The sequence below is a fragment of the Telluria sp. ZT3P26 genome, from assembly GCF_059686035.1.
Window position 1 is genome coordinate 163,044 of sequence record NZ_JCASII010000005.1, and the last position, 26,865, is coordinate 189,908.

The 26,865-nt window shown below is 62.9% G+C and carries 24 protein-coding genes; 6 read left to right on the top strand and 18 right to left on the bottom strand.

Annotation, left to right across the window (positions count from 1 at the left end):
• Positions 1 to 15: 15 nt before the first annotated feature.
• Positions 16 to 1,662 carry a hypothetical protein gene (locus AC56LN_RS17160; protein ID WP_499573536.1) on the top strand — a complete coding sequence of 549 codons (1,647 nt, stop codon included), beginning with the start codon at positions 16 to 18 and terminating at the stop codon, positions 1,660 to 1,662.
• 78 nt (positions 1,663 to 1,740) lie between these two features.
• Here the strand turns inward: AC56LN_RS17160 and cobA are convergent, their stop codons facing one another.
• The 6 genes from cobA to AC56LN_RS17190 are packed head-to-tail and all read right to left on the bottom strand — an operon-like array spanning position 1,741 to position 7,717.
• Positions 1,741 to 2,460 carry a uroporphyrinogen-III C-methyltransferase gene (gene cobA, locus AC56LN_RS17165; RefSeq protein ID WP_499573537.1) on the bottom strand — a complete coding sequence of 240 codons (720 nt, stop codon included), beginning with the start codon at positions 2,458 to 2,460 and terminating at the stop codon, positions 1,741 to 1,743.
• A 16-nt stretch (positions 2,461 to 2,476) separates the two neighbouring features.
• Positions 2,477 to 3,802, bottom strand: a complete 1,326-nt coding sequence (locus AC56LN_RS17170) for a sulfate adenylyltransferase subunit 1 (protein WP_499573538.1) — start codon at positions 3,800 to 3,802, stop codon at positions 2,477 to 2,479.
• Positions 3,802 to 4,734, bottom strand: coding sequence for a sulfate adenylyltransferase subunit CysD (gene cysD / locus AC56LN_RS17175; RefSeq protein ID WP_482897978.1), 933 nt, complete (start codon positions 4,732 to 4,734; stop codon positions 3,802 to 3,804). The genes AC56LN_RS17170 and cysD overlap by 1 nt, the downstream gene beginning before the upstream one ends.
• A 24-nt stretch (positions 4,735 to 4,758) precedes the next feature.
• On the bottom strand, positions 4,759 to 5,475 hold the full coding sequence (locus AC56LN_RS17180) for a phosphoadenylyl-sulfate reductase (RefSeq protein WP_499573540.1): 717 nt from the start codon (positions 5,473 to 5,475) through the stop codon (positions 4,759 to 4,761).
• 3 nt (positions 5,476 to 5,478) lie between these two features.
• A complete protein-coding gene (locus AC56LN_RS17185) occupies positions 5,479 to 6,036 on the bottom strand; it encodes a DUF934 domain-containing protein (RefSeq protein WP_499573541.1) in 558 nt (185 codons plus the stop codon).
• Positions 6,029 to 7,717, bottom strand: a complete 1,689-nt coding sequence (locus AC56LN_RS17190; RefSeq protein ID WP_499573543.1) for a nitrite/sulfite reductase — start codon at positions 7,715 to 7,717, stop codon at positions 6,029 to 6,031. The genes AC56LN_RS17185 and AC56LN_RS17190 overlap by 8 nt, the downstream gene beginning before the upstream one ends.
• A gap of 165 nt (positions 7,718 to 7,882) precedes the next feature.
• Between AC56LN_RS17190 and AC56LN_RS17195 the strand changes: the two genes are divergently transcribed.
• From AC56LN_RS17195 to AC56LN_RS17210, 4 genes are all read left to right on the top strand, one after another.
• Positions 7,883 to 8,821 carry a CysB family HTH-type transcriptional regulator gene (locus AC56LN_RS17195; protein ID WP_183550353.1) on the top strand — a complete coding sequence of 313 codons (939 nt, stop codon included), beginning with the start codon at positions 7,883 to 7,885 and terminating at the stop codon, positions 8,819 to 8,821.
• 29 nt (positions 8,822 to 8,850) lie between these two features.
• Positions 8,851 to 9,519, top strand: a complete 669-nt coding sequence (locus AC56LN_RS17200; RefSeq protein WP_499573545.1) for a class I SAM-dependent methyltransferase — start codon at positions 8,851 to 8,853, stop codon at positions 9,517 to 9,519.
• A gap of 2 nt (positions 9,520 to 9,521) precedes the next feature.
• Entirely contained in the window at positions 9,522 to 9,968 is a 447-nt protein-coding gene (locus tag AC56LN_RS17205) for a YaiI/YqxD family protein (protein ID WP_499573547.1), read from the top strand.
• A 122-nt stretch (positions 9,969 to 10,090) separates the two neighbouring features.
• Complete coding sequence (locus AC56LN_RS17210; RefSeq protein ID WP_499573548.1) at positions 10,091 to 10,381, top strand: hypothetical protein; 291 nt, start codon at positions 10,091 to 10,093, stop codon at positions 10,379 to 10,381.
• A gap of 117 nt (positions 10,382 to 10,498) precedes the next feature.
• On the opposite strand, the gene AC56LN_RS17215 is transcribed toward AC56LN_RS17210, so the two are convergent.
• The gene (locus AC56LN_RS17215) at positions 10,499 to 11,392 is read right to left on the bottom strand and encodes a LysR family transcriptional regulator (protein WP_499573550.1); all 894 of its coding nucleotides are present in this window, start codon (positions 11,390 to 11,392) and stop codon (positions 10,499 to 10,501) included.
• A 147-nt stretch (positions 11,393 to 11,539) separates the two neighbouring features.
• On the opposite strand from AC56LN_RS17215, the gene AC56LN_RS17220 reads away from it, so the two are divergent.
• Entirely contained in the window at positions 11,540 to 11,977 is a 438-nt protein-coding gene (locus AC56LN_RS17220) for a PACE efflux transporter (protein WP_499573552.1), read from the top strand.
• A gap of 86 nt (positions 11,978 to 12,063) precedes the next feature.
• Here the strand turns inward: AC56LN_RS17220 and AC56LN_RS17225 are convergent, their stop codons facing one another.
• From AC56LN_RS17225 to AC56LN_RS17275, 11 genes are all read right to left on the bottom strand, one after another.
• The gene (locus AC56LN_RS17225; protein WP_499573554.1) at positions 12,064 to 13,518 is read right to left on the bottom strand and encodes an ATPase domain-containing protein; all 1,455 of its coding nucleotides are present in this window, start codon (positions 13,516 to 13,518) and stop codon (positions 12,064 to 12,066) included.
• Positions 13,515 to 13,925 carry a hypothetical protein gene (locus AC56LN_RS17230; RefSeq protein ID WP_499573556.1) on the bottom strand — a complete coding sequence of 137 codons (411 nt, stop codon included), beginning with the start codon at positions 13,923 to 13,925 and terminating at the stop codon, positions 13,515 to 13,517. Before AC56LN_RS17230 ends, AC56LN_RS17225 begins: the two co-directional genes overlap by 4 nt.
• A 111-nt stretch (positions 13,926 to 14,036) precedes the next feature.
• Entirely contained in the window at positions 14,037 to 15,314 is a 1,278-nt protein-coding gene (locus AC56LN_RS17235) for a hybrid sensor histidine kinase/response regulator (RefSeq protein WP_499573557.1), read from the bottom strand.
• Positions 15,315 to 15,414: 100 nt separating this feature from the next.
• Positions 15,415 to 16,029: a class I SAM-dependent methyltransferase gene (locus AC56LN_RS17240; protein ID WP_499573558.1), complete on the bottom strand. Its 615-nt coding sequence runs from the start codon at positions 16,027 to 16,029 to the stop codon at positions 15,415 to 15,417.
• A 192-nt stretch (positions 16,030 to 16,221) separates the two neighbouring features.
• A complete protein-coding gene (locus tag AC56LN_RS17245; RefSeq protein ID WP_499573559.1) occupies positions 16,222 to 17,262 on the bottom strand; it encodes a porin in 1,041 nt (346 codons plus the stop codon).
• Positions 17,263 to 17,413: 151 nt separating this feature from the next.
• Positions 17,414 to 18,520, bottom strand: coding sequence for a sensor histidine kinase (locus AC56LN_RS17250; RefSeq protein WP_499573561.1), 1,107 nt, complete (start codon positions 18,518 to 18,520; stop codon positions 17,414 to 17,416).
• A 120-nt stretch (positions 18,521 to 18,640) separates the two neighbouring features.
• Positions 18,641 to 19,402, bottom strand: coding sequence for a LytR/AlgR family response regulator transcription factor (locus AC56LN_RS17255; RefSeq protein ID WP_482897990.1), 762 nt, complete (start codon positions 19,400 to 19,402; stop codon positions 18,641 to 18,643).
• A gap of 104 nt (positions 19,403 to 19,506) precedes the next feature.
• A complete protein-coding gene (locus AC56LN_RS17260; RefSeq protein ID WP_499573562.1) occupies positions 19,507 to 20,790 on the bottom strand; it encodes a sensor histidine kinase in 1,284 nt (427 codons plus the stop codon).
• A gap of 324 nt (positions 20,791 to 21,114) precedes the next feature.
• Positions 21,115 to 23,478 carry a putative bifunctional diguanylate cyclase/phosphodiesterase gene (locus AC56LN_RS17265; protein ID WP_499573564.1) on the bottom strand — a complete coding sequence of 788 codons (2,364 nt, stop codon included), beginning with the start codon at positions 23,476 to 23,478 and terminating at the stop codon, positions 21,115 to 21,117.
• Between the two features lie 105 nt (positions 23,479 to 23,583).
• Positions 23,584 to 24,441 carry a formate dehydrogenase accessory sulfurtransferase FdhD gene (gene fdhD, locus AC56LN_RS17270; RefSeq protein ID WP_499573565.1) on the bottom strand — a complete coding sequence of 286 codons (858 nt, stop codon included), beginning with the start codon at positions 24,439 to 24,441 and terminating at the stop codon, positions 23,584 to 23,586.
• Entirely contained in the window at positions 24,438 to 26,753 is a 2,316-nt protein-coding gene (locus AC56LN_RS17275) for an FdhF/YdeP family oxidoreductase (RefSeq protein ID WP_499573567.1), read from the bottom strand. The genes fdhD and AC56LN_RS17275 overlap by 4 nt, the downstream gene beginning before the upstream one ends.
• Positions 26,754 to 26,865: the final 112 nt, after the last annotated feature.

The window sequence follows — 26,865 nt, forward strand, 5'->3', positions numbered from 1 at the left end:
GGATCAGGAGGCGCTATGTGGCTCAATGCAAAGACGGTATCGACTACCTGCTTGCTACTGGCAAGCATGTGTTTGAATGCCCAGAACCTTGATCCGGCCAAGGTCTGTTCGCCGGTACTGACCCGTGCGGTCACCGAGCGCTATCTCGAATCAAATCGTTCATTCCAAAAAAAGATTCTGTCGCAACTATGCAGCGAGCAGCAACTGACTGCAGAGAAAGCGCGGAGCCAGGGGCTCGAGATCAACGCAATCGTCGACGGCGTTCCGCTCGGTGCGCTGTGGTCGGACGATGCCAGCGAACGCCAGGACGCACGCAGCAAGCTGTGCACGAAAGATTTCAGCGACGTCTCCGACGTCACGCACATCAAGTTGATGGAACGCGTCCCCGTTCCCGACTTGATGGCCAATTACAATCGCTGCGTTGAACTGACGACAGCGTCCGCCACGCCAATGACCTGCAGTCTGAGTGACGGCGACCCGGAATTTTCGACGCTTCACATCACGTATTATCCAAAGATGGCCGTGGCGGCCCCACTGGTCACGACATCAACGGTGAATGGCGGCTTTGTCGTGGGCGGTCAGGCCGAGACCAGCTATCAAAATGACGTCAAGCTGTGGAAGCTCCGAGAGGGCACCAGTCGTCCTGCGCTCCCCACCACCGACGTGGTTCTGCCTGCCAATACCGAGATCAAGACAGGGTCAACGTTTCTGACATTGCGCCGCGCTGCTGGCAAGTCGTTGCGTGCCGTGATGAACAACACGCTCAACATCCCATGCCAGGCCGAGATCGCCGCCAGCGACGATGTCGCTATCAATGTGGTCATGACCCCCTATGGCAGGATGAGTGTGATCGAGCAGGTGGTCAAGCAATTGCGGGCAGCCGATGGATGTTCGGCAGATGGTAGTGTCACCCATGAACGTCAATATTGCGCCGATGAGCGCGGTACGCTCGAAAATGTGGGCATCAATCTTCTGAGCGCAGGAAGTCCCAAGAATGCCTCTTACATCGAAAATGTTGAGCGTGTTGGCAATTGCGCCAAAGTGTATTTCCACTTGCGTGGGGCTGGACTCGACATGCTTCGCATGTGCAAGGGAAGTGCATGGCTCGATGTAGACATTACGCTGAGTCAGCGCGTACCGGTTGGCGACGTTATTCCATTTGTTTCGCATCAGACGGCGAAGAAAGTGCCGACGTTTGACGCGGGATGCAGCATGCCGTTGACATTCGTCGGCCAGCTACCGGCAGGCTCTATTTTGAGCGCATGGAAATGGAAGGCGGAAATTGCCATTATCGAACGGGAGCTGGATCAGCTTGGCATGGAATCCCTTCACCGGAATACCTACCAGCTCAGCGACGCCAACGCGAGCAGTGGCAAGTTTTCCGGGCAGTGGGTGAGTGCGATAGCGACCGCGCCGACACTCGTCATCAAACGCGATGGCAAACATTGCGCAGGGGAGTCAGGGTCGTCGCCTCGTGAAGGTTTTACGCCGACTGCCCTCGATCGTATGCGCACCCGAAGCCTTCAGGTGACAAATCCAGGTGATCCGAGCATGGCAATCACGCCGGATATTTTGACTCGCCCTGCGAACATCGAGGCGATCCAGCGCTCGCAGGAGGTACCTCAACTGGATCGTGCTGACAAATCGAGTCGCAACAGGTAGGGTCACGCGGTGCTTCACAGACAACGGACAGGGCAATTTTCGATTCGCGTTGCAGTCCGAAGGCCTGACAGTGTAACTTCAATCCGGCTGGTGCTCGCGTCGCGCCAGCGCTTCACCCATCATGACCAGCACGGGCCCATGGCCCGGCTCCAGGCCACGTGCCAGGTCCGTCAGCGTCAAACGCAGGATGCGCTGATCGACGCGGCTGCAATTTTCCACCACGACCACTGGCAGATCGGCACGCCGGCCTTCGGCCAGTAACCGTTCTGCGGTAGCGGCCGCTTCACGCCCGCCCATGTACTGGACCAGCGTGTCGGTTTCAGGTAAAGCAGGGTGATCCGGTTCATCGGGTGCGGTGCTCGACGTGAAGAACGCCACGCTGCGCGCCACACCACGCTTGGTCAGCGGCTGCTTGGTGGCTGCCGCGGCGGCGACGGCAGTGGTAATCCCCGGCACGACCTCGACCTCGATGCCTTCCGCTTCAAGTGCACGGAGTTCTTCATCCGCACGCCCGAACAGCATCGGGTCGCCGCCTTTCAAACGCACGACCAGCGCATACTTGTGCGCGCACTCGATGATCTGGCCGTTGATCAGCGTCTGCGCCATCGAACGCTGGCCCGAGCGCTTGCCGACCGAAATTTTATCGGCCCGCTCGCACAACGCCAGCATCTCGGGCGTGACCAGCGCGTCGTACAGCACCACGTCGGCGGCTGCCAGCAGGCGCGCGCCGCGCACCGTGATCAGGTCGGCCGCGCCGGGGCCTGATCCCACCAGATAGACTTTGCCCAGTGCCGCCATACCGCCCCTTCGTTGTTTATGCGTCGATGCGGATCATACCTGCGGCCACGGTCTGATGGGTGACTTCGTCGATCAGGATGAACGCGCCGGTCGCGCGGATCGCGTCGTAGGCATCGGCCGCCAGCGGCTGCTGGACGGTCAGTTGCACCCGTGCGATGTCGTTGAGCTTGAGGCCTTCGGCCGGATGGCGCTCTTGCGTGTTCACGTCCAGCAGCGTGTCGATGCGCGCGAACTTGGCCGCCGTCTGGCGCGTGCCGTGTTTGAGCCAGTACTTGCGGCGCAGGTCGAGCGGCTCGTCGGCCATCCAGCAGACGTCGGCGGTGACCTGCTTGAGCAAGGTCGCCGGCTGCGCACTGCCAGCCAGCATGTCGCCACGCGAGACATCCACGTATTCGTTCAGCACCAGCGTGACCGACTGGCCGGCCGTCGCCGACGTCAGCCACCCGTCGAACGTGACGATCTCTTTGACCGTCGCACTCTGGCCGGACGGTTGCACGACCAGCGTGTCGCCGACGTTCACGACGCCCGATTCGATGCGGCCCATATAGCCACGGAAGTCCTTGGCCGCGTGGCCGTTGTGGCGCGCCACCAGCTGCACCGGGAAGCGGAAGGGCGCACTGTGCGACTCGTCGTAGACCGACAGCGATTCGAGCAGGTCGATCAGCGTCGGGCCGCTGTACCACGGCGTGTTCGTCGATTTTTCCACCACGTTGTCGCCGGTGAGCGCAGACAGCGGGATGGCCGTGATGTCCTTCAGGCCCAGCGACGTCGCAAACTTCTGGTACTCGGCCACGATGCGGTCATAGATCGCCTGGTCATACCCGATCAGGTCCATCTTGTTGACGGCCACCACGACGTGCTCGATCTGCAGCAGTTTCGCGATGGTCGAGTGGCGTTTGGTCTGCGTCAGCAGGTCGACGCCGCCGTCTTCGCGCAGCGTGACCTTGGACACGTCGATCAGGATGATGACGGCGTCGGCGGTCGATGCGCCCGTGACCATATTACGCGTGTACTGCTCATGGCCCGGCGTGTCGGCGATGATGAACTTGCGCTTGGGCGTGGCGAAGTAGCGGTAGGCCACGTCGATCGTGATGCCCTGTTCGCGCTCGGCCTCGAGGCCGTCGGTCAGCAGCGACAGGTCGATCGTGTCGCCCACGGTGCGCTTGTGCTTGGCGCGCGAGACGGCGGCCAGCTGGTCGGCAAAGATGCCCTTGCTGTCGAACAGCAGGCGGCCGATCAGCGTGCTCTTGCCATCGTCGACCGAGCCGGCCGTGATGAAGCGCAGCAGTGAGCGGTTGGCCTTGGTGTCGCCGTTGGCGTTGAGATCAGTCATGGCGTTCATCAGAAGTATCCTGCTTTCTTGCGTTTTTCCATCGAGGCTTCGGAAGTCTGGTCATCCATGCGCGTGGCGCCCCGTTCGGTGATGTCGGTAATCGCCGTTTCGGCAATGATGTCGGCCAGCGAATCGGCACTGGACGCCACCGGACAGGTGCACGAGATGTCGCCCACGGTCCGGAAGCGCACGGTGCGGTTCTCGACCGTCTCGCCATCGCGCGCCGGGGTCAGGGGCGTGAGCGGCACCAAGAGGCCATTGCGTTCGATGACGTCGCGCTGGTGCGCGAAATAGATCGACGGCAGCGCCAGTTGTTCGCGGGCGATGTATTGCCACACGTCGAGCTCGGTCCAGTTCGAGATCGGGAACACGCGCATGTTTTCGCCCGGATGGACGCGGGTGTTATACAGGTCCCACAGTTCGGGGCGCTGGGCTTTCGGGTCCCACTGTCCGAACTCGTCGCGGAACGAAAAGATGCGTTCCTTGGCGCGGGCTTTTTCTTCGTCGCGGCGCGCGCCGCCGATGCAGGCGTCGAAGCCGTGTTCGGCGATGGTTTCCAAGAGCGTGACAGCCTGAGCCGCGTTGCGCGAATCGGTGGCCGGATTGCGCAGGCGCACCGTGCCACGGCGGATCGATTCTTCGACGCTGCCAACGATCAGGCGCTCGCCCAGCTCAGCGGCGCGGGCGTCGCGGAAGGCGATCACTTCGTCGAAGTTGTGGCCGGTGTCGATGTGCACGAGCGGGAACGGGAAGCTGCCCGGGCGGAAGGCTTTTTCGGCCAGGCGCAGCAGGACGACCGAGTCCTTGCCGCCCGAGAACAGCAGGGCGGGGTTGCTGCATTCGGCTGCCACTTCGCGCAGGATGTGGATCGCTTCCGATTCCAGCGCATCCAGATGGGCGGCGTTTACTTCGTTAAAAATATTCTCGGTAACAGATGTCATGGCGGTGCCTGTTGTTGTTGTGGCTTAGGCAGCCACGGATTTGATGCGGATAAGTTTGCCGTCTACCACGTGCAACCCGCATTCCTTCGATTCCGGGTTTTCCCACCACCAGCGGCCGGCGCGCACGTCTTCGCCAGGCTGCACGGCGCGGGTGCAGGGTTCGCAGCCGATCGACGGGAAGCCGCGATCGTGCAGCGCGTTGTACGGCACATTGTTCGAGCGCAAATACTCCCAGACGTTCTCTTCGCTCCAGTCCGTCAACGGATTGAACTTCTGCATGGCGTGGCCCAGATCGTCTTCCTGCACCGCCAGTTCGGCGCGCGTGGCCGACTGCGCGCGGCGCTGGCCCGTGATCCAGGCGCGCTTGCCGGCCAGCGTGCGGCCAAGCGGCTCGACCTTGCGGATGCGGCAGCATTCCTTGCGCATCTCCACGCTCTCGTAGAACGCGTTCAGGCCGTTCTGCGTGACGTAGCGCTCGACCGCCAGCGGGTCGGGACGGAACAGGGCGATGTCGTAGTCGTACGTGTCCTTGACGCGGTCGATCATGGCCAGCGTTTCGGCATGCAGGCGGCCCGTCTCGAGCGAAAAGATCGCAATCGGCAATTCTGCCTTCAGAATCAGGTCGGTCAGCACCATGTCTTCGGCGGCCAGGCTCGACGCGAACACGGCCGGCGTGAAATCACGGGCAATACGTTCCAGGATCGCGCTGGTCTCGGCCACGCGGCGATGCAGATCGCTCATGGCTTACTCCTGGCTGGCAAGGTCGGCGGGCGGCGCAGGTGTTTCCCGCGGCACGCGGCGGAACAACGGCACCGGATTGTCGATCGACGCCTGATAGGTTTCCGAAAATACCGACAAGCCCTTGAGCGCATCGTGGATACTGCGGTCCTGGCGGGTGGCAAACGCATCGAAGCCGCAGCGCTGCATCTGGAACAACTGGTCGCGCAGCACGTCGCCGATGGCGCGCAGTTCGCCCGTCCAGCCCAGGCGGCGGCGCAGATTGAAAGCAGTCGAGTAGCCGCGGCCATCGGTGAACTTCGGGAAGTCGACCGCGATGACCGCAAAGCGGCCCAGATCGTCCTTGATGCTCTCCGCGCGCTCGTCCGGCGCCAGCCACACGCCGAGCTCGGCGCGCGTTTCCAGCACAGCACGTTGAGCCAGCCAGACGGTCAGCGGCACGATGATCTTGCCGGCCGGGACCTCGATCGTTTCGGCTGCATCGGTTTCTGCAAGACGCAGCACGCTCCAGTCGTCGGCGACGACGTCGCGGCCCTTGATGATCTGTGGGTGAGCGTCAAGCATACTGGTCTTCCTTTGCGGGTTCGCCGGCCGGAATCGGCGTGGCATACACATGTTCCTTGAACGGGGCGATGCCGAGGCGGCCCACGGTGTCGACGAAGCGCTCACCCTCGATCCGACACTGGACATACGTCTCGAGCAGGCGCCCGATGACTTCCGGCATTTGCGGGGCCGAGAACGACGGGCCGATGATCTTGCCGATGGCCGAGGTATTGCCCTGCGCGCCGCCGACCGAGACCTGGTACCACTCGCTGCCATCCTTGTCCACGCCCAGAATGCCGATATTGCCGACGTGGTGGTGCCCGCAGGCATTGATGCAGCCCGAGATGTTCAGTTCGATGTCGCCGATATCGTGCTGGAAGTCCAGATCGTCGAAGCGCTCGGCAATCGCCGCAGCAATCGGCAGCGACTTGGCATTGGCCAGCGAGCAATAATCGCCACCCGGGCACGCAATGATGTCGGTCAGGAGGCCAATGTTTGGCGTGGCCAAACCCTGCGACTTGAGCAATTGCCACAGCGCGAACAACTGGCTTTGCTCGACATCGGCCAGCACCAGGTTCTGCTCGTGCGTGACGCGCACTTCGCCAAAACTGAACTGGTCGGCCAGATCGGCCACGAAATCGAGCTGTCCGTCGGTGGCGTCGCCCGGGGGCACGCCGGTTTTCTTCAGCGACAGCAGTACGGCGGCGTAACCCGGCACCTTGTGTGGCTTGACGTTGCGATCGAGCCAGTTGGCGAACGGTTTATTGTCCGGCTGCGACGCAGCCACGTCGATTGTCTCGAGCGTGCGGTAGGCGTGCGGCTGGAACCACTTGGCAACGCGGTCGAATTCTTCCTGCGTCAGCGTTTCAGGGCCATCCTTCAGGTCGGCCCATTCGGCTTCGACCTGGCGCGTGAATTCCTCGACGCCCATGGCCTTGAGCAAAATCTTGATGCGTGCCTTGTACTTGTTGTCGCGGCGACCGTTCTGGTTGTACACGCGCATCACGGCTTCGGTGTACGTCAGCAGGTGCTGCCATGGCAGGAACTCGCGGATGACGCTGCCCAGGATCGGCGTGCGGCCCATGCCGCCACCGGCCATGAACTTGAAGCCGACTTCGCCTGCTTCGTTGTGCACAACCGTCAGACCGATATCGTGCACGGCGATCGCGGCGCGGTCTTCGACGGCGCCATTGATCGCAACCTTGAACTTGCGGGGCAGGGCGGCAAATTCCGGATGGAACGTGCTCCACTGGCGCAGGATCTCGGCGAACGGGCGCGGATCGATGATCTCATCGGCCGCCACACCGGCGAATTCGTCGGTGGTGATGTTGCGGATGCAATTGCCCGAGGTCTGGATGGCGTGCATCTCGACTGACGCCAGGTCGGTCAGGATATCCGGGGTTTGCTCCAGCTCGATCCAGTTGTACTGGATGTTCTGGCGCGTGGTGAAATGGCCGTAGCCGCGGTCGTAGGTGCGGGCGATATGGCCGAACATGCGCACCTGGGCGCTCGACAGCAGGCCATACGGCACGGCCACGCGCAGCATGTAGGCGTGGCGCTGCATGTACAGGCCGTTCTGCAGGCGCAGCGGGATGAATTCTTCTTCGAGCAACTCACCGCTCAGGCGGCGCGCCACCTGGTCGCGGTACTGGGCGATGCGCTCGCGAACGATGAGGTGGTCGTACTGGTCGTAACGATACATGGGCTTGTTCCGGTAAGGGCGGATAGTGCACGCCCATTCAATAATGTTCCGATGATACGGAGGTCGACTTATATTCCAAACTACGGATAATTTATTTGCTTATATACGTAACCCGAATAAGCATCTTAAAATGCTGTTCGCAGAGCAAACAAGAATATTTCCAGAATGAACCTCCATCAGCTGCGCTTCGTGCGCGAGGCCGTACGCCAGAACTACAACCTGACCGACGCCGCCAAATCGCTGTTTACCTCGCAGCCCGGGGTCTCGAAGGCGATCATTGAGCTGGAAGAAGAGCTGGGCGTCGACATTTTCACGCGCCACGGCAAGCGGATCCGGGGCCTGACCGAGCCGGGGCGGCTGGTGCTGCAGTCGGTCGAGCTGATCATGCAGGAGATCGAAAGCCTCAAGCGCATCGGCAAGGAATACGCCGCCCACGACAGCGGCAGCTTCACCATCGCCACCACCCACACGCAGGCGCGCTACATGCTGCCGAAAGTCGTGCAGGCCTTCATGCAGAAGTACCCGAAGGTGCGCCTGTCGCTGCTGCAGGGCAATCCGAAGCAGATCGCCGACATGGTCAAGAGCGACCAGGCCGACCTGGCCATCGCCACCGAGGCCATCACGACCATCGACGGCCTGATCACGCTGCCGGCCTACCAGTGGGAGCACGTGGTGGTAGCCCCGCCCGAGCACCCGCTGTTCAAGTCGCGGGCGATCTCGCTCGAAGAAATCGCCAGCTACCCGATCATCACGTATGATGCCGCCTTCGCCGGACGCAGCAAGATCGACCACGCGTTCGGCCTGCGCAGCCTGAAACCCGACGTGTTGCTGGAGGCGATCGACGCCGACGTGATCAAGACCTACGTCGAACTGGGCATGGGCATCGGCATCATCGCCGGCATGGCCTTCGACGCCGAGCGCGACCGCGGCCTGCGCGCGATCCCGGTCGGCCACCTGTTCGGCATGAACACGTCGCGCGTGGCGATCAAGCAGGGCGCCTACCTGCGCAGCTATGTGTACACCTTCATCGAACTGCTGACGCCGACACTGAATCGCAAGATGGTCGAATCGGCCATGCGCGGTGGGGACAATTACGAACTTTGATGCACAACGATATTTCAATGGAAGCACCGATGGACAAGAATCCGGTTATCGCCTATTACGACAGCATCGCCGCCCACTATGACAACGCCGCCGCCGAGGTGGCCGACGAGCAGCTGGAAGACCTGGACGAAGCGCGCGAGCAAATCTCCACGCTCCTGTCCGGCCACCGCATCCTGGAACTGGGGTGCGGCAGCGGCGCCTGGACCGAGGTGCTGGCCGAAACCGCCGAGTCGATCGTCGCCACCGACGCCAGCGCCGCGATGCTGGAGCTTGCGCAAATGCATGGCGAAGACATGGACAATGTCGAATACCGCCTGATGGATGCGCTGGCACTGCCGGACGACCTGGGCATGGGCGACGACAAATTCACCGCCGTGTTCCTGGGTGGCCTGTGGGCGCACCTGACCCGCAAGCAGCAGGACGACCTGCTGCAATCACTGAAAAAGCGCCTGGGCAAGGATGTGCTGCTGGTGCTGTTCGACGACAACTATGTCGAAGGCGAGAGCGCCGTCACCGTGCGCACCGACTTGCTGGGAAACACACACGAATTCCAGCTCGACGCCGACGGCAAGCAGCATGAGCTCGTAAAGAACTACCCGACCGACAGCGCGCTGCGCAAGCGCGTGGGCGTGGCCGGACGCGAGATCCGCGTGGCGCGCTGGGAGTTTTACTGGGTGCTGACCTGCCGGTTGAAGTAAGCATGCACATCTGGGTCGACGCCGATGCCTGTCCTGGCGTCATCAAGGACATCCTGTTCCGGGTCGCGGAGCGTACCCAGTTGCCCGTCACGCTGGTGGCGAACCAGTTGATGCGCGTGCCGGGTTCGCGCTTTATCCGCGCGCTGCAGGTGCCATCGGGCGCTGATGTGGCCGATGCCGAAATCGTCGAGCGGGTGAATCCGGGCGACATCGTCGTCACCGGCGACATTCCGCTGGCAGCGCTGGTGCTGGAGAAGGGTGGCCTGCCGCTTAATCCGCGTGGCGACTGGTACACGAAGGACACGATCGCGCAGCAACTGACGATGCGCGCCTTCATGGAAGAACTGCGTGGCAGCGGCGTTGATACCGGTGGGCCAGCGGCGTTCAGCCAGGCCGACAGCCGCAATTTTGCCAATGCCCTTGATCGCGCGCTGGCGAAGCGGAAATAAATCCCGTCTAGCCAATGATGTAAGCATTTGTTAAGTCGGTCAACAGCTTGGCGAGCTCATCGTTGATTGGTTAGTGGCATGGAAAACATGCACTTCTAAACAACCAACCGAGGAGCTGCACCATGAAAAAAATTACCCTTACCCTGATCGCGGGTCTGTTTGCCACCGCTGCCTTCGCCCAGACGCCTGCCGCGTCGACGTCTTCAGCAACGTCAGAAGCACACGCCACGACGGACACCAAGACGCCGAAAGCCGCATTTGTCGCTAACGAGAAACTCAAGGGCAGCACGCAAACCGACGGCAAGCTGGTCAAGAAGGTCGACAAGGTCGATGCGAAAGCGGTAGCGCAAGCCGACAAGGAAGCCAAGGCAACGGCCAAAGCCGAGAGCAAGGGCGAGGTCAAGGCAAAATAACAGCGCGGGGAGCGCGCACACCGGGACCCGCTCAACACGTGTGTCGGATCGTCCAAAGACCCAGTAATCGTTTGGACGCATGAAAAAACCCGCAAGTCTCGCGGGTTTTTTTACGTATCAACCCCCGCCCTCGTGGTACTGCGCGAACAACAACCCCACGAAATCGACCACCGCCCTGACGCGCGCAGTCGTTCGCACCGTGCGATGCATCGAAAGCCAGATGGCCTGGTCCAATTCGGGAATATGCGGAATTGCCGTGACGAGGCCATGTGCTTCGCTTGCCAGAAACGAGGCCAGCACCCCCAGGCCAGCACCATGCGTCACGCCATCAAGGATGCCAAGGCCATAGCTGCAGCGCATCCAGGGGGCAGGCGCACCGGGCAGCGCCCGTAACCACTGGTCAGACTGGAACTCGGCACGTGGCTCGTCGAAGCCCACGAATGGCACGCCTGTCCAGTTCTGGTTCGCGATGGCCTCGGCATAACGCGTTGCGATCGCCTGACTGCCATACAGTCCGAAGGATAGCGTCCCGACCTGGCGCGCCACGAGGTCGAGCTGTTCGGGCCGGTAAGGGCGTATTGCGATATCGGCCTCGCGCCGTGCCAGGTTGTAGGGCCGGTGGGAGGTAACGATTTCGACCTCCACATCCGGATAGGCGTCATGGAACGGTGCGAAGCGGGTCGTCAGGAAGTACGAGAGCCATTCGTCGGTATTGATGCGTACGACGCCCGACGCAGAACTTGCATTCTGTCGAGCCTGTGCATGCTCGACTTCCAGGGCGATATCGCTCATCTGCTCGGCCAGTGCGAACATGTCCACGCCAAACGTCGTTGGAACACAACCACCCTGATGGCGCTCGACCAGCTTCTGGCCGACCGTTTCCTCGAGCTGGTCGAGCCTTCGCGACAGTGTGGCAGGGCTCAATCCCGCCCTTCGCGCAGCACCGCGCAACGTGCCTTCCTGCGCGATAAACGCCAGCAAGCGCAGGTCGTCCCAGTTCAAGTGTTTCATATTTGCACCATGATGCCTCAGTTTCTTGGCTATGTGTGCATTTATAGACTATGGGATCATCCTGCCTTGCTTTGCCGGTTCAGCGTTTGAACGCATTTTCTCTATAGCTGCTTGCCGTAAGCCCCACCAACAATAATAAGGATTGACATGCGTACATTCGCCGATCGCGTCCGGCACGCGCTTCTTTTCGAGGCGGTGGCGCTGGCCATCTTCATCCCCGGCTCTGCCGTTCTGTTCGACCAACCCGTGCAGGACATGGGCGTCATCGGTATTTTCTCGGCCACCATCGCCACACTCTGGAATTTTGTGTTCAACCTCGGATTTGACCGCGCCATGCTGCGTCTGCGGGGCAGTGTCGAAAAGACGATGGCGATCCGAGTCACACATACCTTCCTGTTCGAAGCAGGCCTGGTTGCCATGCTGATCCCGCTCATCGCCTGGTATCTGGGGATTGGCCTGTGGGCTGCCTTACTCATGGATATTGCTATCGTGACGTTTTATCTGGTGTACGGCTTCCTGTTCAATCTTGGCTATGATCGCTTGTTCCCCATTGCCAGTATGGCAGCGCCTGCGCAGACCTGCTAGATATCGACCGCACCATGAAACATGCCGGCAGCGCCGGCATCAAGGTTGACAATGCGCTCGATTGCCAGGTGCCGATAGACCGCCCGTCAGCCTTGCCCATGCAGGTGTGGCTGCCCCGTCAGGATGCCTTCGTAGTTTTCCATCGTCTCGCCGACATGGATGTCGCCGTCACGGATGTCGTAAAAATGCAGATGATCGCTATGCGCGCTGGCCCGCACTTTCACGACTGACAGCACCCGGCGCAGACGGCCGCGCAGTTCGATATACCGCTGCATCAGGATCGCATCGGCCAAGAACGCATTGCCATACGAGGAAAAGCGCAGATCGGTGTACCGGTCTTCGGTCTCGGCGGTCATCAGTACCGTCACGCCCAGTTGCGTCAACGAGGCCACCAGCCGGTAGAGCGACTCGCGGAAGTCTTCGCGAAATACCGAGGCCAGTGCCATTTCAAAGCCGGACAGTGAATCGATGACGACCCGCTTCGCTTTCATCCTGATGATCATCTCGATCAGGTCATGCAGGACTTCGTCGAGCGACAGATCGAGCGTGCGCGTGTTGATCACGCCGGCGCTGCCGCTCTCGACCAGCGCATCAAGCCGCTGGCTCATCAGTTGATTCGGACTTTTTTCGAAGGCGGCGATGATCCCCGGTTCGCCGACGCGGGCACCTTCTTCGAGAAACTGGGTTGCCAATACCGTCTTGCCGGAACCCGACGGGCCAACGACCAGCATCGAATAACCGGCCGGCAGTCCACCGCCGAGCATGGTGTCGATCGCCGGCACGCCCATCGACAGGCGCTGCGTCGGCTTGAAGCGCACCGGCGCGCCCAGGCCCTGCGCGACCATCGCGCGCGGGAAGATGCGCAGGCCCTGCTCGTCGATGCGAAACGTGTGCATCCCCAGGCGTTGTGCGTGACCGCGCAGCTTGACGACCTGGATCTTGCGCACCAAGGCATCGCGGTGTACCAGCTGGGACAGCCAGATGATGCCATCGGCAACGGTGAACACGGGACTCGACTCTTCTTCGGGCACCAGGTATTCGCCAATCAGGAACGTCGTCGCCAGCCAGCTCGTCATCTGCATGCCCAGCTGCTGGACAAAATGCTGCAAGCCTGCGGGGCCGTCGTCAAGGCCGCGCGCAGTTTGCATGACGGAACGGAACGAATCGACAAACACCAGGCTCGCGCCAAAGGCGCGGACTTCTTCGGTGATGCGCGCGAGCACGGCATCGAAATTTCCCTCGAGCAGATCGGCCGAGAGGTTGACGAACCTGATCGAGTCATCGATTTTCTCGGGATCGAAGAAAGGGAATTGTTGCTGATAGCGCAGCATCTTGAGCGCGGGTTCGCCCAGCACAGTGAAGAAAATTGCACGTCGCGCCGGACTGGCCAGTGAAAACATCATCTGGTGTGCCATCGTCGTCTTGCCGCTGCCCGGCGTTCCGGCAAGCAGGTTGAACGAAAATTCGGGCACGCCGCCGCCCAGCAAATCATCGAGTCCGGGCACGCCGGTCGGCAGCAGGCGGATAGTAACTTTGTTCATTTTGATGGCTCCGGTACATCTTCTACAGCGAGCGTCTTCCAGGCGGAAAGGAGGATGCGATTGGTTACGAGTTCGCCGACCAGCAGGATCAGGGTGTCGGCGAAAATATGCAGCAATGCGGCGCTGGCGTGTTCCGATTCTTCGATGTCGCGGCTGGCCAGCAGGGTCGACAGATGGGTGAGTGCCCCCGTGTTGGCGTGTTGCGCGTCAGCCAGCCATGGGTGGCATGGTGCGAGTTCATGCATGCATCTGACCAGCAGCGATGCAAACCCCTGGTCACCGATAATCTTGCCGAGCGCTGCCGCGATGCTCGTCCACAATGTCACGCTGGATTCACCACGTTGTGCAAGCACCAGCACGGCGCGCTCGATCAGCACGTGTCGCTGGAGATTGATGGGAGCCGTCATGGACATTTCCTGGAAATAATTCGGCCTGATGTTGACGCAGGGAGAATGACTCTCCGGTGCATTGGGGGGCAGGGCTTCAGGCTGGCCATGGGATGAAACTGCACGAGACGATCACACGGAGGGCTGCGGTGCATGTGCTGTATCAAGAGGTACGGAAGCGACCAACTGTAACAGATTATCAATATTGATCGGCTTGACCAGATGCTCGTCGAATCCGGACGCCAGTGCGCGTGTCCGGTCTTCTGGCTGGCCGTAGCCAGATATGGCCACGCAGAAGGGCGTGGTCTCGGCGAGGGTGGTGCGCAACGCCCGGACCAGCTCGTAACCAGTCATCCCTGGCAAACCGATATCACACAGCACGACATCGAATGCGCCGGTGCATGCCAGCGCGAGTCCGGCAATGCCATCGAACGCCTTGATGACGGTATGGTTTTCTGAACACAACACCATCTCCAGCATGTCGCTGGCATCCCGGTTGTCTTCGACCAGCAGAATATGGTGGCGCAATGTGGGCGGCGGGGCATCAGGCATCGCGGCGATGAGCGCGTCGGTCGCCTCGAGCAGCGGCAGCCTGACTGTGAACACCGTGCCGTGGCCTAAGCCGGGACTGGCTGCGCTGACGCTGCCGCCATGCATCTCGACGACATTGCGGACGATATTCAAGCCGATCCCCAGGCCACCCTGGGAGCGGGCCAATGTCCTGGGACCCTGCGCGAACAGCGTGAAGACGGTGGGCAGGACCTCGGCAGCAATACCGTCGCCGTCATCGTCGACCGTCACGACCACATCGTTACCGATCACGCAAGCGCGAAGACAGATGCGGCCGCCAACCGGCGTGAATTTCGACGCGTTGACCAGCAGGTTCGAGAACACCTGCGCCAGCCTGACACCATCGCCGAAGACCCGGATGGCGCGATCGGGCACGTCGATGATCAACTGCTGCCTGCGATCGTTGACACGCGCCTGCACGGTGTCCACCGCATTGTCGAGCTGCTCGGCGACCAGCAGCGCCTGCTTGTGCAGTTCGATCTTGCCGCTGCTGATGCGCGCCGCGTCGAGCAGGTCGTCCAGCAGACGTGAAAGTTGTCCCACTTGCCGGTCGATGATGGTCTTGATCTGCAGCAGCTCGGCCGATGGGGCGGGCATCCTGCCCATCATCGCACTGGCCATGCTGATCGGTGCCAGCGGATTGCGTAACTCATGGGCCAGCACTGCAAGAAATTCGTTCTGGCGCCGGTTTGCGGCTTCCGCCTGCGCGCGCAGGTCTTCCGCATCGAATGTTGCAAGCAGCAGATGCTGATTAGCACTGCACAGGATGGCGTTTTGCTCAATCAGCGCATCGTGCACGCCGTCGGCGTCGTGCCGTGGCGCTGGCGTGGTCATCGGCATAGGTAAGTTGTTGACTCCTGGTTGCGTTGGCCATTTGCTACTATTGGTCTCAATCAACCTGCATCATACAACCTCTAAGCACATTGGCGACAAATATTGGCTAGATGAGGACTGTTGCCGGGACTTCGGTGCATTCTGAAGATCGCACCGCGGCAAAGTAGTGATTCTCGCCCTCGTCCATGCAAGTGCCGATAAGCTGCATGCCGGCCCCGGCAAGCAATCGCTCGTAGTCCGTTGTACCAAGGGACGCTGAACGCTGTCCGGTCAACACGTCCTTCCACTCGCATTTCTGATGCGGTGCCGTAAACAAGAAGCGTCCGCCTGGCTTGAGTGCATTGCCTGCTTTATCGATCAGCTTTACCTGATCCTCTTCCGACAGCAGAAACATGAGCCCGATTGCCAGGATGCCGTCGAAGGTTTGACTGAAAAAGGTACTGTCCTGCACGGTTTCGCACGCTGCATGCGCACTGTCGAATCGCCGGACAAACATGGACACCAGCGTCGGAGAGGCATCGATGCCGAACACCGTCAACCCTTCATCGGCGAGTGTCGAGGAGACCGGAAAGCCCGAGCCGCAGCCGACATCCAGGACCTCGCCGCCCGACGGCAAGGTGCTTGCCCAGCGCCGGATGACATCGCGACCGGTGTCAGAACGCACGTCAGCGAACGTCAGCGCCACATCTTCCCAGCCATTGGCCTGATGGTTGATCACCATGCATCTCCAGTTACTTCATCTACGCAAAATGTCAGGGACAAAAAGTGATCGGCGTCATCGACGTCGTCAGATAGTGATGATAGCAATGCACCATGAAAAATGCCGGCAGCGCCGGCATCAAACGTTCCCGCGGACGCAGGAACGGACAGCTTCCGTCACACGCCGCCGTTGGCAGCGTGTGCGGCGCCATGGTTAGAACGCGTGACGGATACCGACGGTCAGGACCGATGGGTCGGCGCTCAGGGCGCTGATGGCCGGAACGCTCGAGACCGGGGTCACGTTGTTCGACGACGCGTTGATGCCGAAGGCAGCGCGGTTGTTGTTGCTCAGCTGGGCGTACGTACCGTAGAAGTTCGTGCGCTTCGACAGCGTGTAGGTGTACGACACGGCCACGGTGTTGCCCTTGGCGCCGTTGTTCAGCTTTTGCTGCTGGAAGTTCAGGAAGAACTTGTTGGCGCCCATGGCGTACGATGCGCCGATGTTGGCGTTCTTGTACTCGACGCCATTGCTGGCGGTGGTGCCTTCCAGTTCGGCTTCCAGGTAGTTACCCTTGATTTCGAAGTCGCCGAATTTGTAGCCAGCGCCGAATGCCATTTCCTTGTCGTCGCCCGAGGCCAGACGCTCGATGGTGTGGTAGCCGGCGCCCAGGTACAGGCCGCCGATCTTGTATTCCAGCGCGATGCCCAGCAGGTCGCCCGACGGATCGACGGTTTTTTCAGCGGTCGAATACGCAGCGTTGACGACGAAGCCAGCCAGGTCGTTCGATTTGTAGTTGATCGAGTTCGACAGGCGACGGGTCAGACGGTTGGTGCCGAAGGCCGACAGGTTGCTGCCGTACATGCCCTGACCGTTGATGTCGGATGCGGCGGCGACAGCAGCGATTGGCGAGTACTCACGGCCCAGGGTCACGGTACCGAAGTTGCCTTGCAGGCCGACCACGGCGCGGCGGCCGAAGGTTTGCGTGTCGGTGGCACCGGTGTCCAGCGCGACGCCGGCTTCGATGTTGAACATGGCTTTCAGGCCATTGCCGAGATCTTCGGTACCGCGGAAGCCCAGACGGCTGCTCGACTGGTTGCCCGAGCTGACGGTGGTGCGACGGTCTTCACCCGGCACGTCGGTGTCTTCGAGCGCGACGGCCGCGTCCATCACGCCATAGATCTGGACGTTGGTTTGGGCGGATGCGAACAGTGGCAGGGATGACAGCACGGCGGCGGCCAGGAACTTATACTTCATGAAGATCTCCAGTGTGGTTTCGACAAGATGTAGAGTTTGTAATCAACTCAGATCGACAGCGATCTTATCGAGACTATGTGTCGAGTTCATGACACCCTGGCACTGTTGTTTTTACGCAATAGGAGGATAGTCATGCGCGGTTCGGCGGGCGTCAGACCACGTGGCCTGCAATGGGCAGCACGATATCGATCCGTGTACCCGGCGACTCGTCGGCACCGATCGTGATGTCGCCCAGCATGGCCCAGACCCGCTCGCGCATGCCGATCAGGCCCAGCGATTCGGCCTTGTCCATGTCTTGTGCGCGGATGCCCCGGCCGTCGTCCTGGATCGTCAGCAGCAGGTCGCCATTGATGCGGTACAGGTTTACACACACATGCTGCGCGCCCGCATGACGGGCGATATTGGTCAGCGCCTCTTGCACGATGCGGAAGATCGCGGTGCTGGCGGCATCGTCCAGCCGCAATTCGGCTTCGTCGGCGAGGACGCTGCAGGCGATGCCATGGCGTTCGGTGAACTCGTCGCGCAAGCCCTGCAGTGCGAAGTACAGCCCGCCTTCGTCGAGGGCGCGCGGGCGCAGGTTGGTGGCGATCCGGCGCAGCGACGCGATGGCCGTCAGCAGATTGCTTTGCATGCAGCCGATCAGCGGCGTGCTGGCCTCGGGCAGGCGCTCGACACGCGCGAGCAGCGTGAGGTCCATGCGCAGCGATGCCAGCAGTTGCCCGAGGTCGTCGTGCAGCTCGCGCGCGATGTGGGTGCGCTCTTCTTCGCGGATGCTTTGCAGCGCTGACGACAACTGGCGCAACTGGTCGTGCGAGCGCGCCAGTGTCTGCTGCACCAGGTGGCGCTCGGACACATCGCGCAGGATCACCGTGTAGATCGGCCGGCCATCGTGATCGACGCTCGAAATCGACCCTTCGATGGGGAAACGTTCGCCATCGCTGCGAATGCCCGTGACGGCGTAGTCGGTGGCGCGCCGGCCGGCGCGACCGAGGCCGGCGGGAAAATAGTCGAGCGGGGTGCGGGCATCGGCGCCGGGTGCGGCGATGAAGCGCGCCAGCGCGCTGCCCTGCAGGCTGGGCACGCCCGTATCGAACATGCGCGCCGCAGCGGGGTTGGCCAGCAGGATGGTGGTGTCGTGGCCGACCGACAGGATGGCGTCGCTGGCGCTGTGCAGAATGCGCCGGCTGTCGAAGCCGCGTGCGGCGCGCTGGTCAAGACTGCGGTTGCGCCGCAGGTGCATCGTGCGCTGGAGTTTCATGCGGGGAGCTGGGCGAGAAGGCCACGGGTGCGGCCCGGACCTTCTACACTACGCGCACGACCCTCCGGGGGCTTTGCGAGGTCACAAGGCGCGCAATGGCACACGCGCCCGGCGACGCGGTCACATCTGCTTGAACAGGTGCAAAAAGCTGCGGCTGACTTCGAGCTTTTCGGGCCGGCCCTTGACCATCACCAGATGGCGGCCGCGGATATCGCGCGTCACGCCTTCGATGGCATTCACGTTGACCAGCGTCGCGCGGTGGATTTGCCAGAACAGTGACGGGTCGAGCTCATCGGCCAGGTCACGCACCGGCTTGCGGATCAGCGCCTCGAAGCCGCTCGTCTGCACGCTCGTGTATTTTTCGTCCGAGCGGAAGAACAGGATGTCTTCGACGGGAATCATGCGCAGGTCCTGGCCGATGCTGGCCTGGATCCACTGCAGGTGCTTCGGCTTGGGCGAGGCGATTTTTTCGGCCAGCTGGCTCAGCATCGCGCTGACGCTGTCGTTGACATTGTCCTGCGGACGCTCCAGGCGCTCTTTCAGGCGGTCCACCGTGACCCGCAAACGGTCCGGCTCGGTCGGCTTGAGCACGTAGTCGATGGCGCCGCGCTCGAACGCTTCCACCGCGTACTGGTCGTAGGCGGTCACGAACACGATCAGGCTCTTGTCGCCGATGTCGCGCGCCGCTTCCATGCCGGTCTTGCCCGGCATGCGGATGTCGAGAAACGTCAGGTCAGGCTTGAGTTCGCCCACCAGTTGCACCGCTTCTTCACCATTCTTCGCTTCGCCGACGATCTGCAGCTCGGGCCAGGCATCCTGCAGGCGCATGCGCAGCTGGTCGCGCATCAGTCTTTCGTCATCGGCAATAATCGCGGTCGGCATGGTGGTCTCTTGACAAGGTTGTTATGAAAAGTGATTGAATGATTATTCAATGAAACTGACCAACAGGCAAGTCGGCGATAGCCGCTGCCCCGTTGGCCAATCCATTACTTGGACAACTGGTAGGGCACTTCGATCGTCGCGATCACGCCGGTCGGGCTGTTGGCGCCGATGTGCAGCCAGCCGGCGTCGCCATGCAGCAGCTTCAGGCGCTCGCGGATCGTTTGCAGCCCCAGGCCGGTGCCGTCGCTCGGCATCACGCCAAAGCCCACGCCATCGTCGGCCACGGTCACGCGCAGGCGGCTGTCCACGACCTCGGCGACGATGTTCAGGGTGCCGCCTTCGGGCTTGCACTCAAGCCCGTGCTTGATGGCGTTTTCGACCATCGACTGCAGCATCATCGGTGGGAAGGCCGCGCTGCGCAGGCCATCCGGCACGCGCAGGTTGACGGTCAGGCGTTCTTCCATCCGCATCTTCAGCAGGTCCAGGTAAGCGTTGACCATGTCGACCTCGCGCCCCAGGCCGGTGACGACGGCGTTGTCGCGCATCTGCGGCAGCACCGCGCGCAGGTACTGGATGAGGCTGCGCTGCATGGCCGAGGCGCGCGGCGGGTCGACCCGGATCAAGTGCTCGACCGATGCCAGCGTGTTGAACAGAAAATGCGGCTCAACCTGGGCCTGCATCATCTGCATTTTCGTTTCCATCAGCTGGCGCTGCATCGCCTCGCGCTCGGCGGCCGCATTGGCCACCTGGGCCTCGGCATCGGCCCGCTTCTTGCCGCCGACCAGGGCCTTGGTGCCAAACAGCGCCAGCAGCAGGAGAACGACGAAGTTCATGAACCAGGTGGACGCTTGCTTGTGGTAGCGCGACACCTTCTGTTCGGCGGCGTCTTCGACGGCCGCCTCGATGGCGTTCGACAATTCTTCGCCGATTTGCGGCGGCAGTTCGATGTGGACCGAGTCGCTATTCGGCGAGATGTTGACGGCGCCGGCGCTCGGGGAAGGCGTCGTCGCTGTGACCGGCGGGCCCGGCGGCGTATCGGGCGTGTCCGGCACTGCGGGCACCTCGGGCGTCTCCGGCGTGGTCGCCGGGGCCGGTTCGGCCGTGCGCGTGCGGGTGCGGGGATTGAAGCGGATGCCGCTCTCGTCGATCAGGATGCTGGCGTCGCTGCGGCGGCCCGACTCGCGTTCGGCGCGGGCAATTTCTTCTTCGGCAGGGCCGTTGAACAGTTCTTCCTGCAGGATGCCGGCGGCGGTCAGGGTCAGGCCGGCAAAGAGAAGAAACTTCCACCACGATAGCTGGGTGACCCAGGTCGCCACGCCATCGAAAGCGCGGTAGAGCCAGGTCAGGATGCCGGCCAGATGGTGCTGTGTCGTGCTGCGTGCTTGCATGGCGTCGTCGATCGTCGGAGTAGGCTGCATCGGCCTGAACGGCGGCCGTTGGAATGATGCAACTTTACCGCGCCGGGCGCGTCAGGGCCAGTATCCTGCGACAGCCTGCATGAATCGGGGAATGGACGGGGGCGGTTGGCATGGGATGGTCAATGACCAATATGACCGTAACCACTGGCGTAGGGTGGACGGCTATGCCGTCCACGCGTTCAAATCACGCCGAATGTGGGGCGCCATGACGTTCATTGAACGGGTGGGCGGGCTTCGCTCAATACTGCGGCGCCATGACTTTCATCGAACGCGTGGGCGGGGGACCCGCCCACCCTACAGCGCATGTTGGCGCTGCACGAGGAAGTCGCGCGCTGCAGCGGCCGACAATGGCGCGCTGAGCCATTGCCCCTGCAGCTGGTCGCAGCCGTGGCTGCGCAGGAAGTCGACTTGCGCGTCGGTTTCCACCGCTTCGCCGACCACCGTGATATCGAGGTTGTGCCCGATGTCGATCAGGGTCCTGGCGAGTGTGCCGCCCTGGCCATGCCCGGCGATATCCTGCACGGCTTTGTGTGACAGTTTCACCTGGCGCACCGACAATTGCTGCAGGAATGCCAGATCGGAGATGCCTTGCCCGAACTGGTCGATCGACAGCATCGCGCCGGCGGCGCGCAATTGCACTGCCAGGTCGCGCCCCAACCCCGGGTTGCGGATCAGGTCGGCTTCTGGGATTTCGATCTCGAGGCTGCCGGGCGGCAGATCGGCTTCCTGCAAGCGGCGGGCGATCCCGGCGATGAAATCGGGCCGGCTGTACTCGCGGTGTGTCACGTTCACCGCCACCGGCAGCCCGGCGTAACCGGCGTCGCGCAGGTCGCGCGCGAAGGCGCAGGCCTGGTCCAGCACCCAGCCGCCGATGGCGACGATCTGGCCGGTTTCTTCGGCTTCGGCCAGGAACGACGCCGGCAGCATCACGCCCTGCTCGGGATGGCGCCAGCGCAGCAGGGCTTCGAACCCGCGGACCTTGCCGCTGCACGCTTCCATCCGTGGCTGGAACAGCAGGAACAACTGATCGTTGGCGAGCGCGCTGCGCATCGTGCCGGCCAGCGCGACGCGCGCGTCGCTGGCATTGCGCATGTCGCGCGAGTAGAAATGCACGTCGCCGCCACGCTGCCTGGCGCGGTGCACCGCCATCCCGGCCGCGCGGATCAGGTCGGCTGTCGTCGCGCCATCGTTCGGGTAGGCCGCCACGCCGATGCGCGCGCCCACGGCGATATCGTTGCCGCCGTACGCGACCGGCATGACCAGTGCGCGTCGCAGCCGCTCGACCACGCGCAGCGTGAAGCGCAGGTTCGGCTGGTCCACCAGCACCATCACGAATTCATCGCCCGCCATGCGCGCCACGGTGTCGCAGTCGCGCACGGCTGCCTGCAGGCGCCTCGCCACGACCTTGAGCACGGCGTCACCGGCGTCGTGGCCGAACGTATGGTTGATGGCCTTGAAGCCGGCCAGGTCGACCAGCACGGTGGCCACCAGCGACTGGTGACGCTGCGCCAGGTGCAGGGCGTGGTCGAGCCGGTCCCACAGCAGCGTGCGGTTGGCTAATCCCGTCAGGCTGTCGTGGTTGGCATCGGGCTCGATCTCGTCAGCACGCTGCTTGCTGGCGGTAACGTCGTTGATGATGCCGATGAAATGCGTGACCTTGCCATTGTCGTCGTGCACCGGCGTGATCTGCAGGTCGTTCCAGAACACTTCGCCATTCTTGCGCAGGTTGCGCAGCACGACGTGGACCGAGCGCCGCTCGCGCAAGGCGACGCGCATGCGGCTGCGTTCGTCTTCGTCCAGGCCGGGCGCGGCCATGAAGCGCGCATCGCGGCCGATGACTTCGTCGGCGCTGTAGCCGGTGATGTGCTCGAACGCGGGGTTGACGTACTCGACTACGCGGTTGGGGCCGGCATCGCGGGCGATGATCACGCCATTGCGTGCGACATTGAGCGCACGCCGGTACAGGGCCAGCTGGCGCTCGCGTGCGCGTTGCCTGGAAATGTCGATGCCCATGCCGACCAGGTACTGGCCGCCGTTGCAGTCGATGCGCGCGCCGCGCAGCAGCATCGGCGTTTCGCGGCCGCTGCGCGAGACGTAGTCGGTTTCCAGTGCGATCTCGGTGTTGTTGTTGAACATGGCCTCGACCTGCACGAGCGCCCCCGGGCGGTCACGCGGGTCGAGCATGGTAATGCCATTGGCGGCGGCGATCTCGTCCGGCATCATCTCGCACAGCCGCTCGAGATTGTGGTTCCACAGCAGGATGCGGCCTTCGCGGTTCATGATGTAGAACGTGCCCGGCAACAGATCGACCACGGCGGACAGCGGCGTCGCGCCGAGCCGTTCGCCTTCGGATGCGCCGGGCAGGGCAGGGGTGATGGTGATGCTGTAGCCGAGCGCGGCGCCGTCGGCGGCATGCTGCAACACGAGGCTGAGGCTGGCAGAGACGTCACCGGCGGCCGTCGCCAGTGCGGTCTGGCTCTGGCCAACACGTTGGAGGGTGGGCCAGTCGTTACCGGCCAGCAGGCCGACGAGCGGTTGACCGATGACATCGGCTGCGGCGCGACCGAACAGCGCCGCGCACGCCGGATTCCAGCTGGTGATGCTGCCCGCTTGATCAGCCAGGAAGCTGACCTGCTCGGCAGGGGCAAACGTTGACATGACGGGCCGCCTCTCTCGCATCGCGCTGCGTCGGGTCTGCGCTGGCGTCCAGCATATACCCGTTCAACATGGCGCCGCAACGGGCGCGTGCGGAGTGCGCTGCGGTTACGCGAGGCGCTGCGGATGGCTGTAGACGACGTGGCGGCCGGCCCGCACGAAGCCGGCCAACGTCACGCCGGCGGCATCGGCCATGCGCACGGCCATGGCCGTGGGCGCAGATATGGCCGCCAGCACGGCAATGCCGGCGCGCGCGGTCTTTTGCACCATCTCGAAACTGGCCCGGCTGGTCACGACGACGAAGCCGCTGTCGGCCGCCAGGCCATCGCGCGCCACTGCGCCGATCAGTTTGTCGAGCGCATTGTGACGACCGACGTCCTCGCGCACGGTGCGCAGCACGCCGTCGTGGTCGGCCCAGCCTGCCGCATGCACGGCGCCGGTGGCCTGGTGCAGGCGCTGGTCCGCGTTCATCGCCGCCATCGCGCGGTGCAGCGCTGCCGGTGCGAACTGCGCCGTCACGCCGTGCGCGCCGCCATCGCGGGCGTCGAGCAGGCCCGTTTCGCGCTCGAACCAGGCCAGGCTGTCCACGCCACACAGGCCGCAGCCGGTCTTGCCGGTGCGTGCGCGCCGGGTTTCCTTCAGGCGCGCCATGGCGCCGGGGGCAATCTCCATCGAGACCGTGATGCCGTGCGGGCCCGGCTCGATGGCGATGTCGCGGATGTCCGCAGCGTTGCGCACGATGCGCTCGGACAGCGAAAAGCCCAGCGCAAAGTCGTCCAGGTCTTGCGGCGAGGCCAGCATCACGGCGTGGCTGATGCCGTTGTAGACGAGCGCAACCGGGACTTCCTCGGCCAGGACTTCGGCCAGAGCTTCACTCGCACCAGCCTGCCAGCAGGCTGCCGGCAGGCTGGTGGCGACGGGGAAGTCCGGCCCGCCGTCGCCTGGGAACGACGTGCGCGCGTTCATGCCACGCCCGGTGCAGCCACTTTACTGCGTTCGAGCAGGACGTCGATGGCTTTCGCCGCCGGCACCTTGCTCTCTTTGGCATGGTGCCAGAGCGGAATCAACGGATTGCATTCCGGGTAGTAGCCGGCGATGCAGCCGGTCGGGACATCGTAGGGCACGATCTGCAAGCCCTCGACGCGCCGGTCGACGCCGTCGTCGGCATGCGTGCGCAGCGCCACCACGTCGCCCTTGTCGAGGCCGTAGCGTTCCATGTCGGCCGCGTTCATGAACAGCACCATGCGACTGCCGTGCACGCCGCGGAAGCGGTCGTCGTTGCTGTAGATCGTCGTGTTGAACTGGCCATCGCTGCGAATCGTAAACAAGCGCAGGATATCGGGGCCGCCCGGCATGTTCGGGTTGCCCGGCAGTTCTTCGGGCACCGTGAATTCGGCCTTGCCGCTGTCGGTCTTCCAGACCCGCTCGGCGGCGGCCAGCGGCTTGCGGTAGCCGCCCGGCGTCCACATGCGTTCGTTCAGGTCCTTGAAGATCTCGGGGAAGGTGATCCCCATCGCCTTGCGGATGGTGCGGTAGTCGGCCACCCACGCGTCCCAGTCGACGCGCGGATTGGCGTCCAGCGTGGCCTTGGCGATGCCCGCCACGATGGCCGGCTCGGACAGCAGCCCTGGCGCAGCCGGCTCGGTCATCCCGCGCGAGCCGTGCATGTGCGACGTGCTGTCCTCGACTGACACCGACTGGTCACCGGAGCCCTGGCGGTCGATTTCAATCCGGCCCAGGCACGGCAGCAGGTAGGCCTCCTTGCCGTGGATGACGTGGTTGCGGTTGAGCTTGGTGGCAATCTGCACCGTCAGCGGCAGCTCGCGCCAGGCCGCTTCCATCAGCACGGTTTCCGGCACGGCGCGCAGGAAGTTGCCGCCCAGGCCGATGAACGCCTGCAGGTCGCGTTTGATGATGGCTTCGCAGGCATCGACCGTCGTCAGGCCCGTGTCGCGCGGCGGCTCGAAGTTGAATTGCTCCTTGAGCTTGTCAAGCGGCGCCAGTTCGGGTTTTTCGGTAATGCCGACCGTGCGCTGGCCCTGCACGTTGGAGTGGCCGCGCACCGGGCAGATGCCGGCGCCCGGCTTGCCGATATTGCCGCGCAATAGCAGCAGGTTGACCATCATCGTCACGTTCTGCACGCCGTTGCGGTGCTGGGTTAGGCCCATGCCGTACACGCCCAGCACCGCGCTCGATGTCGCGTAGACATTTGCCGCCTCTTCGATGGCTGCCTGCGACAGGCCCGCTTCACGCTCGATCGCTTCCCACGGGCAAGTACGCACGGCCGCCTCGAAGGCCTCGAAGCCATTGGTGTGCTCCTGGATGAACGCGATGTCAATGACGCGCTGTTCGCCGACGGCCAGCGCCGCATCGTCGAGGGCGAAGAGTGCCTTGCACATGCCCATGATGACGGCCGTGTCGCCGCCCGGCTTGACCTGGTGGTACTGGGTCGAGATCGCGGTTTCTTGCCTGGTCAGCATTTCCAGCGGCGACTGCGGATTGGTGAAGCTCACCAGCCCCCGTTCACGCAGCGGGTTGAAGGTGATGATCGGAACGTCGCGTTTGCGCGCCTCTTGCAGCTGGTGCAGCATGCGCGGGCTGTTCACGCCCACGTTCTGGCCAAAGAACAGGACGCAGTCGGTGTCGTCGAAGTCGCTCAGCTTGACCGTGCCGACGCCAACGCCGATGGTTTTCTGCAGGCCGACCGACGTGCTTTCGTGGCACATATTCGAGCTGTCCGGCAGGTTGTTGTTGCCGTACATGCGCGCCAGCAACTGGTACATATACGACGTTTCCAGCGATGCGCGGCCCGATGCGTAGAACACGACTTGCTTGCGGTCGAACCCGCGCAGCGCGGCGCCGATTTCGCTGAACGCTACATCCCACTCGACTGGCAGGTATTTGTCGCTGGCGGCGTCGTAGCGCAGCGGCGTGGTCAGGCGGCCGTGGTCTTCCAGTTCATGGTCGCTCCAGCCTTCCAGCTCGGTCAGCGTGTAGCGCTGGAAAAAGTCGGCGCCAATGGATTTGCTGGTGGTTTCCCACGCGGTGGCCTTGGCGCCGCTGGCGCAGAATTCGAACGGGTGCGGATTGGCAGGTTTCGCCCAGGCGCAGCTGACGCAGGCGAAGCCATCGGTCTTGTTTTGCTTGAGCAGCAAGCCCGTGTCTTTGACGACGACGTTCTGGTCGGTCAGGATGGTGCTGACGTCGCCAACGGAACCCCAGCCGCCGGCCGGCATCGTCGCCTTGGTAATACGGACCTGCTTTTTCTCTTCGCTCATTGCTCACTCCCGCTGATGGAATGATTACCGTAACGTTCATGCAAGACTGCTTCGGTGCGCCTGCGCACATTCAGCGGCGATCACCGGGCGGGGACGGGACAAGGCGGTTCAT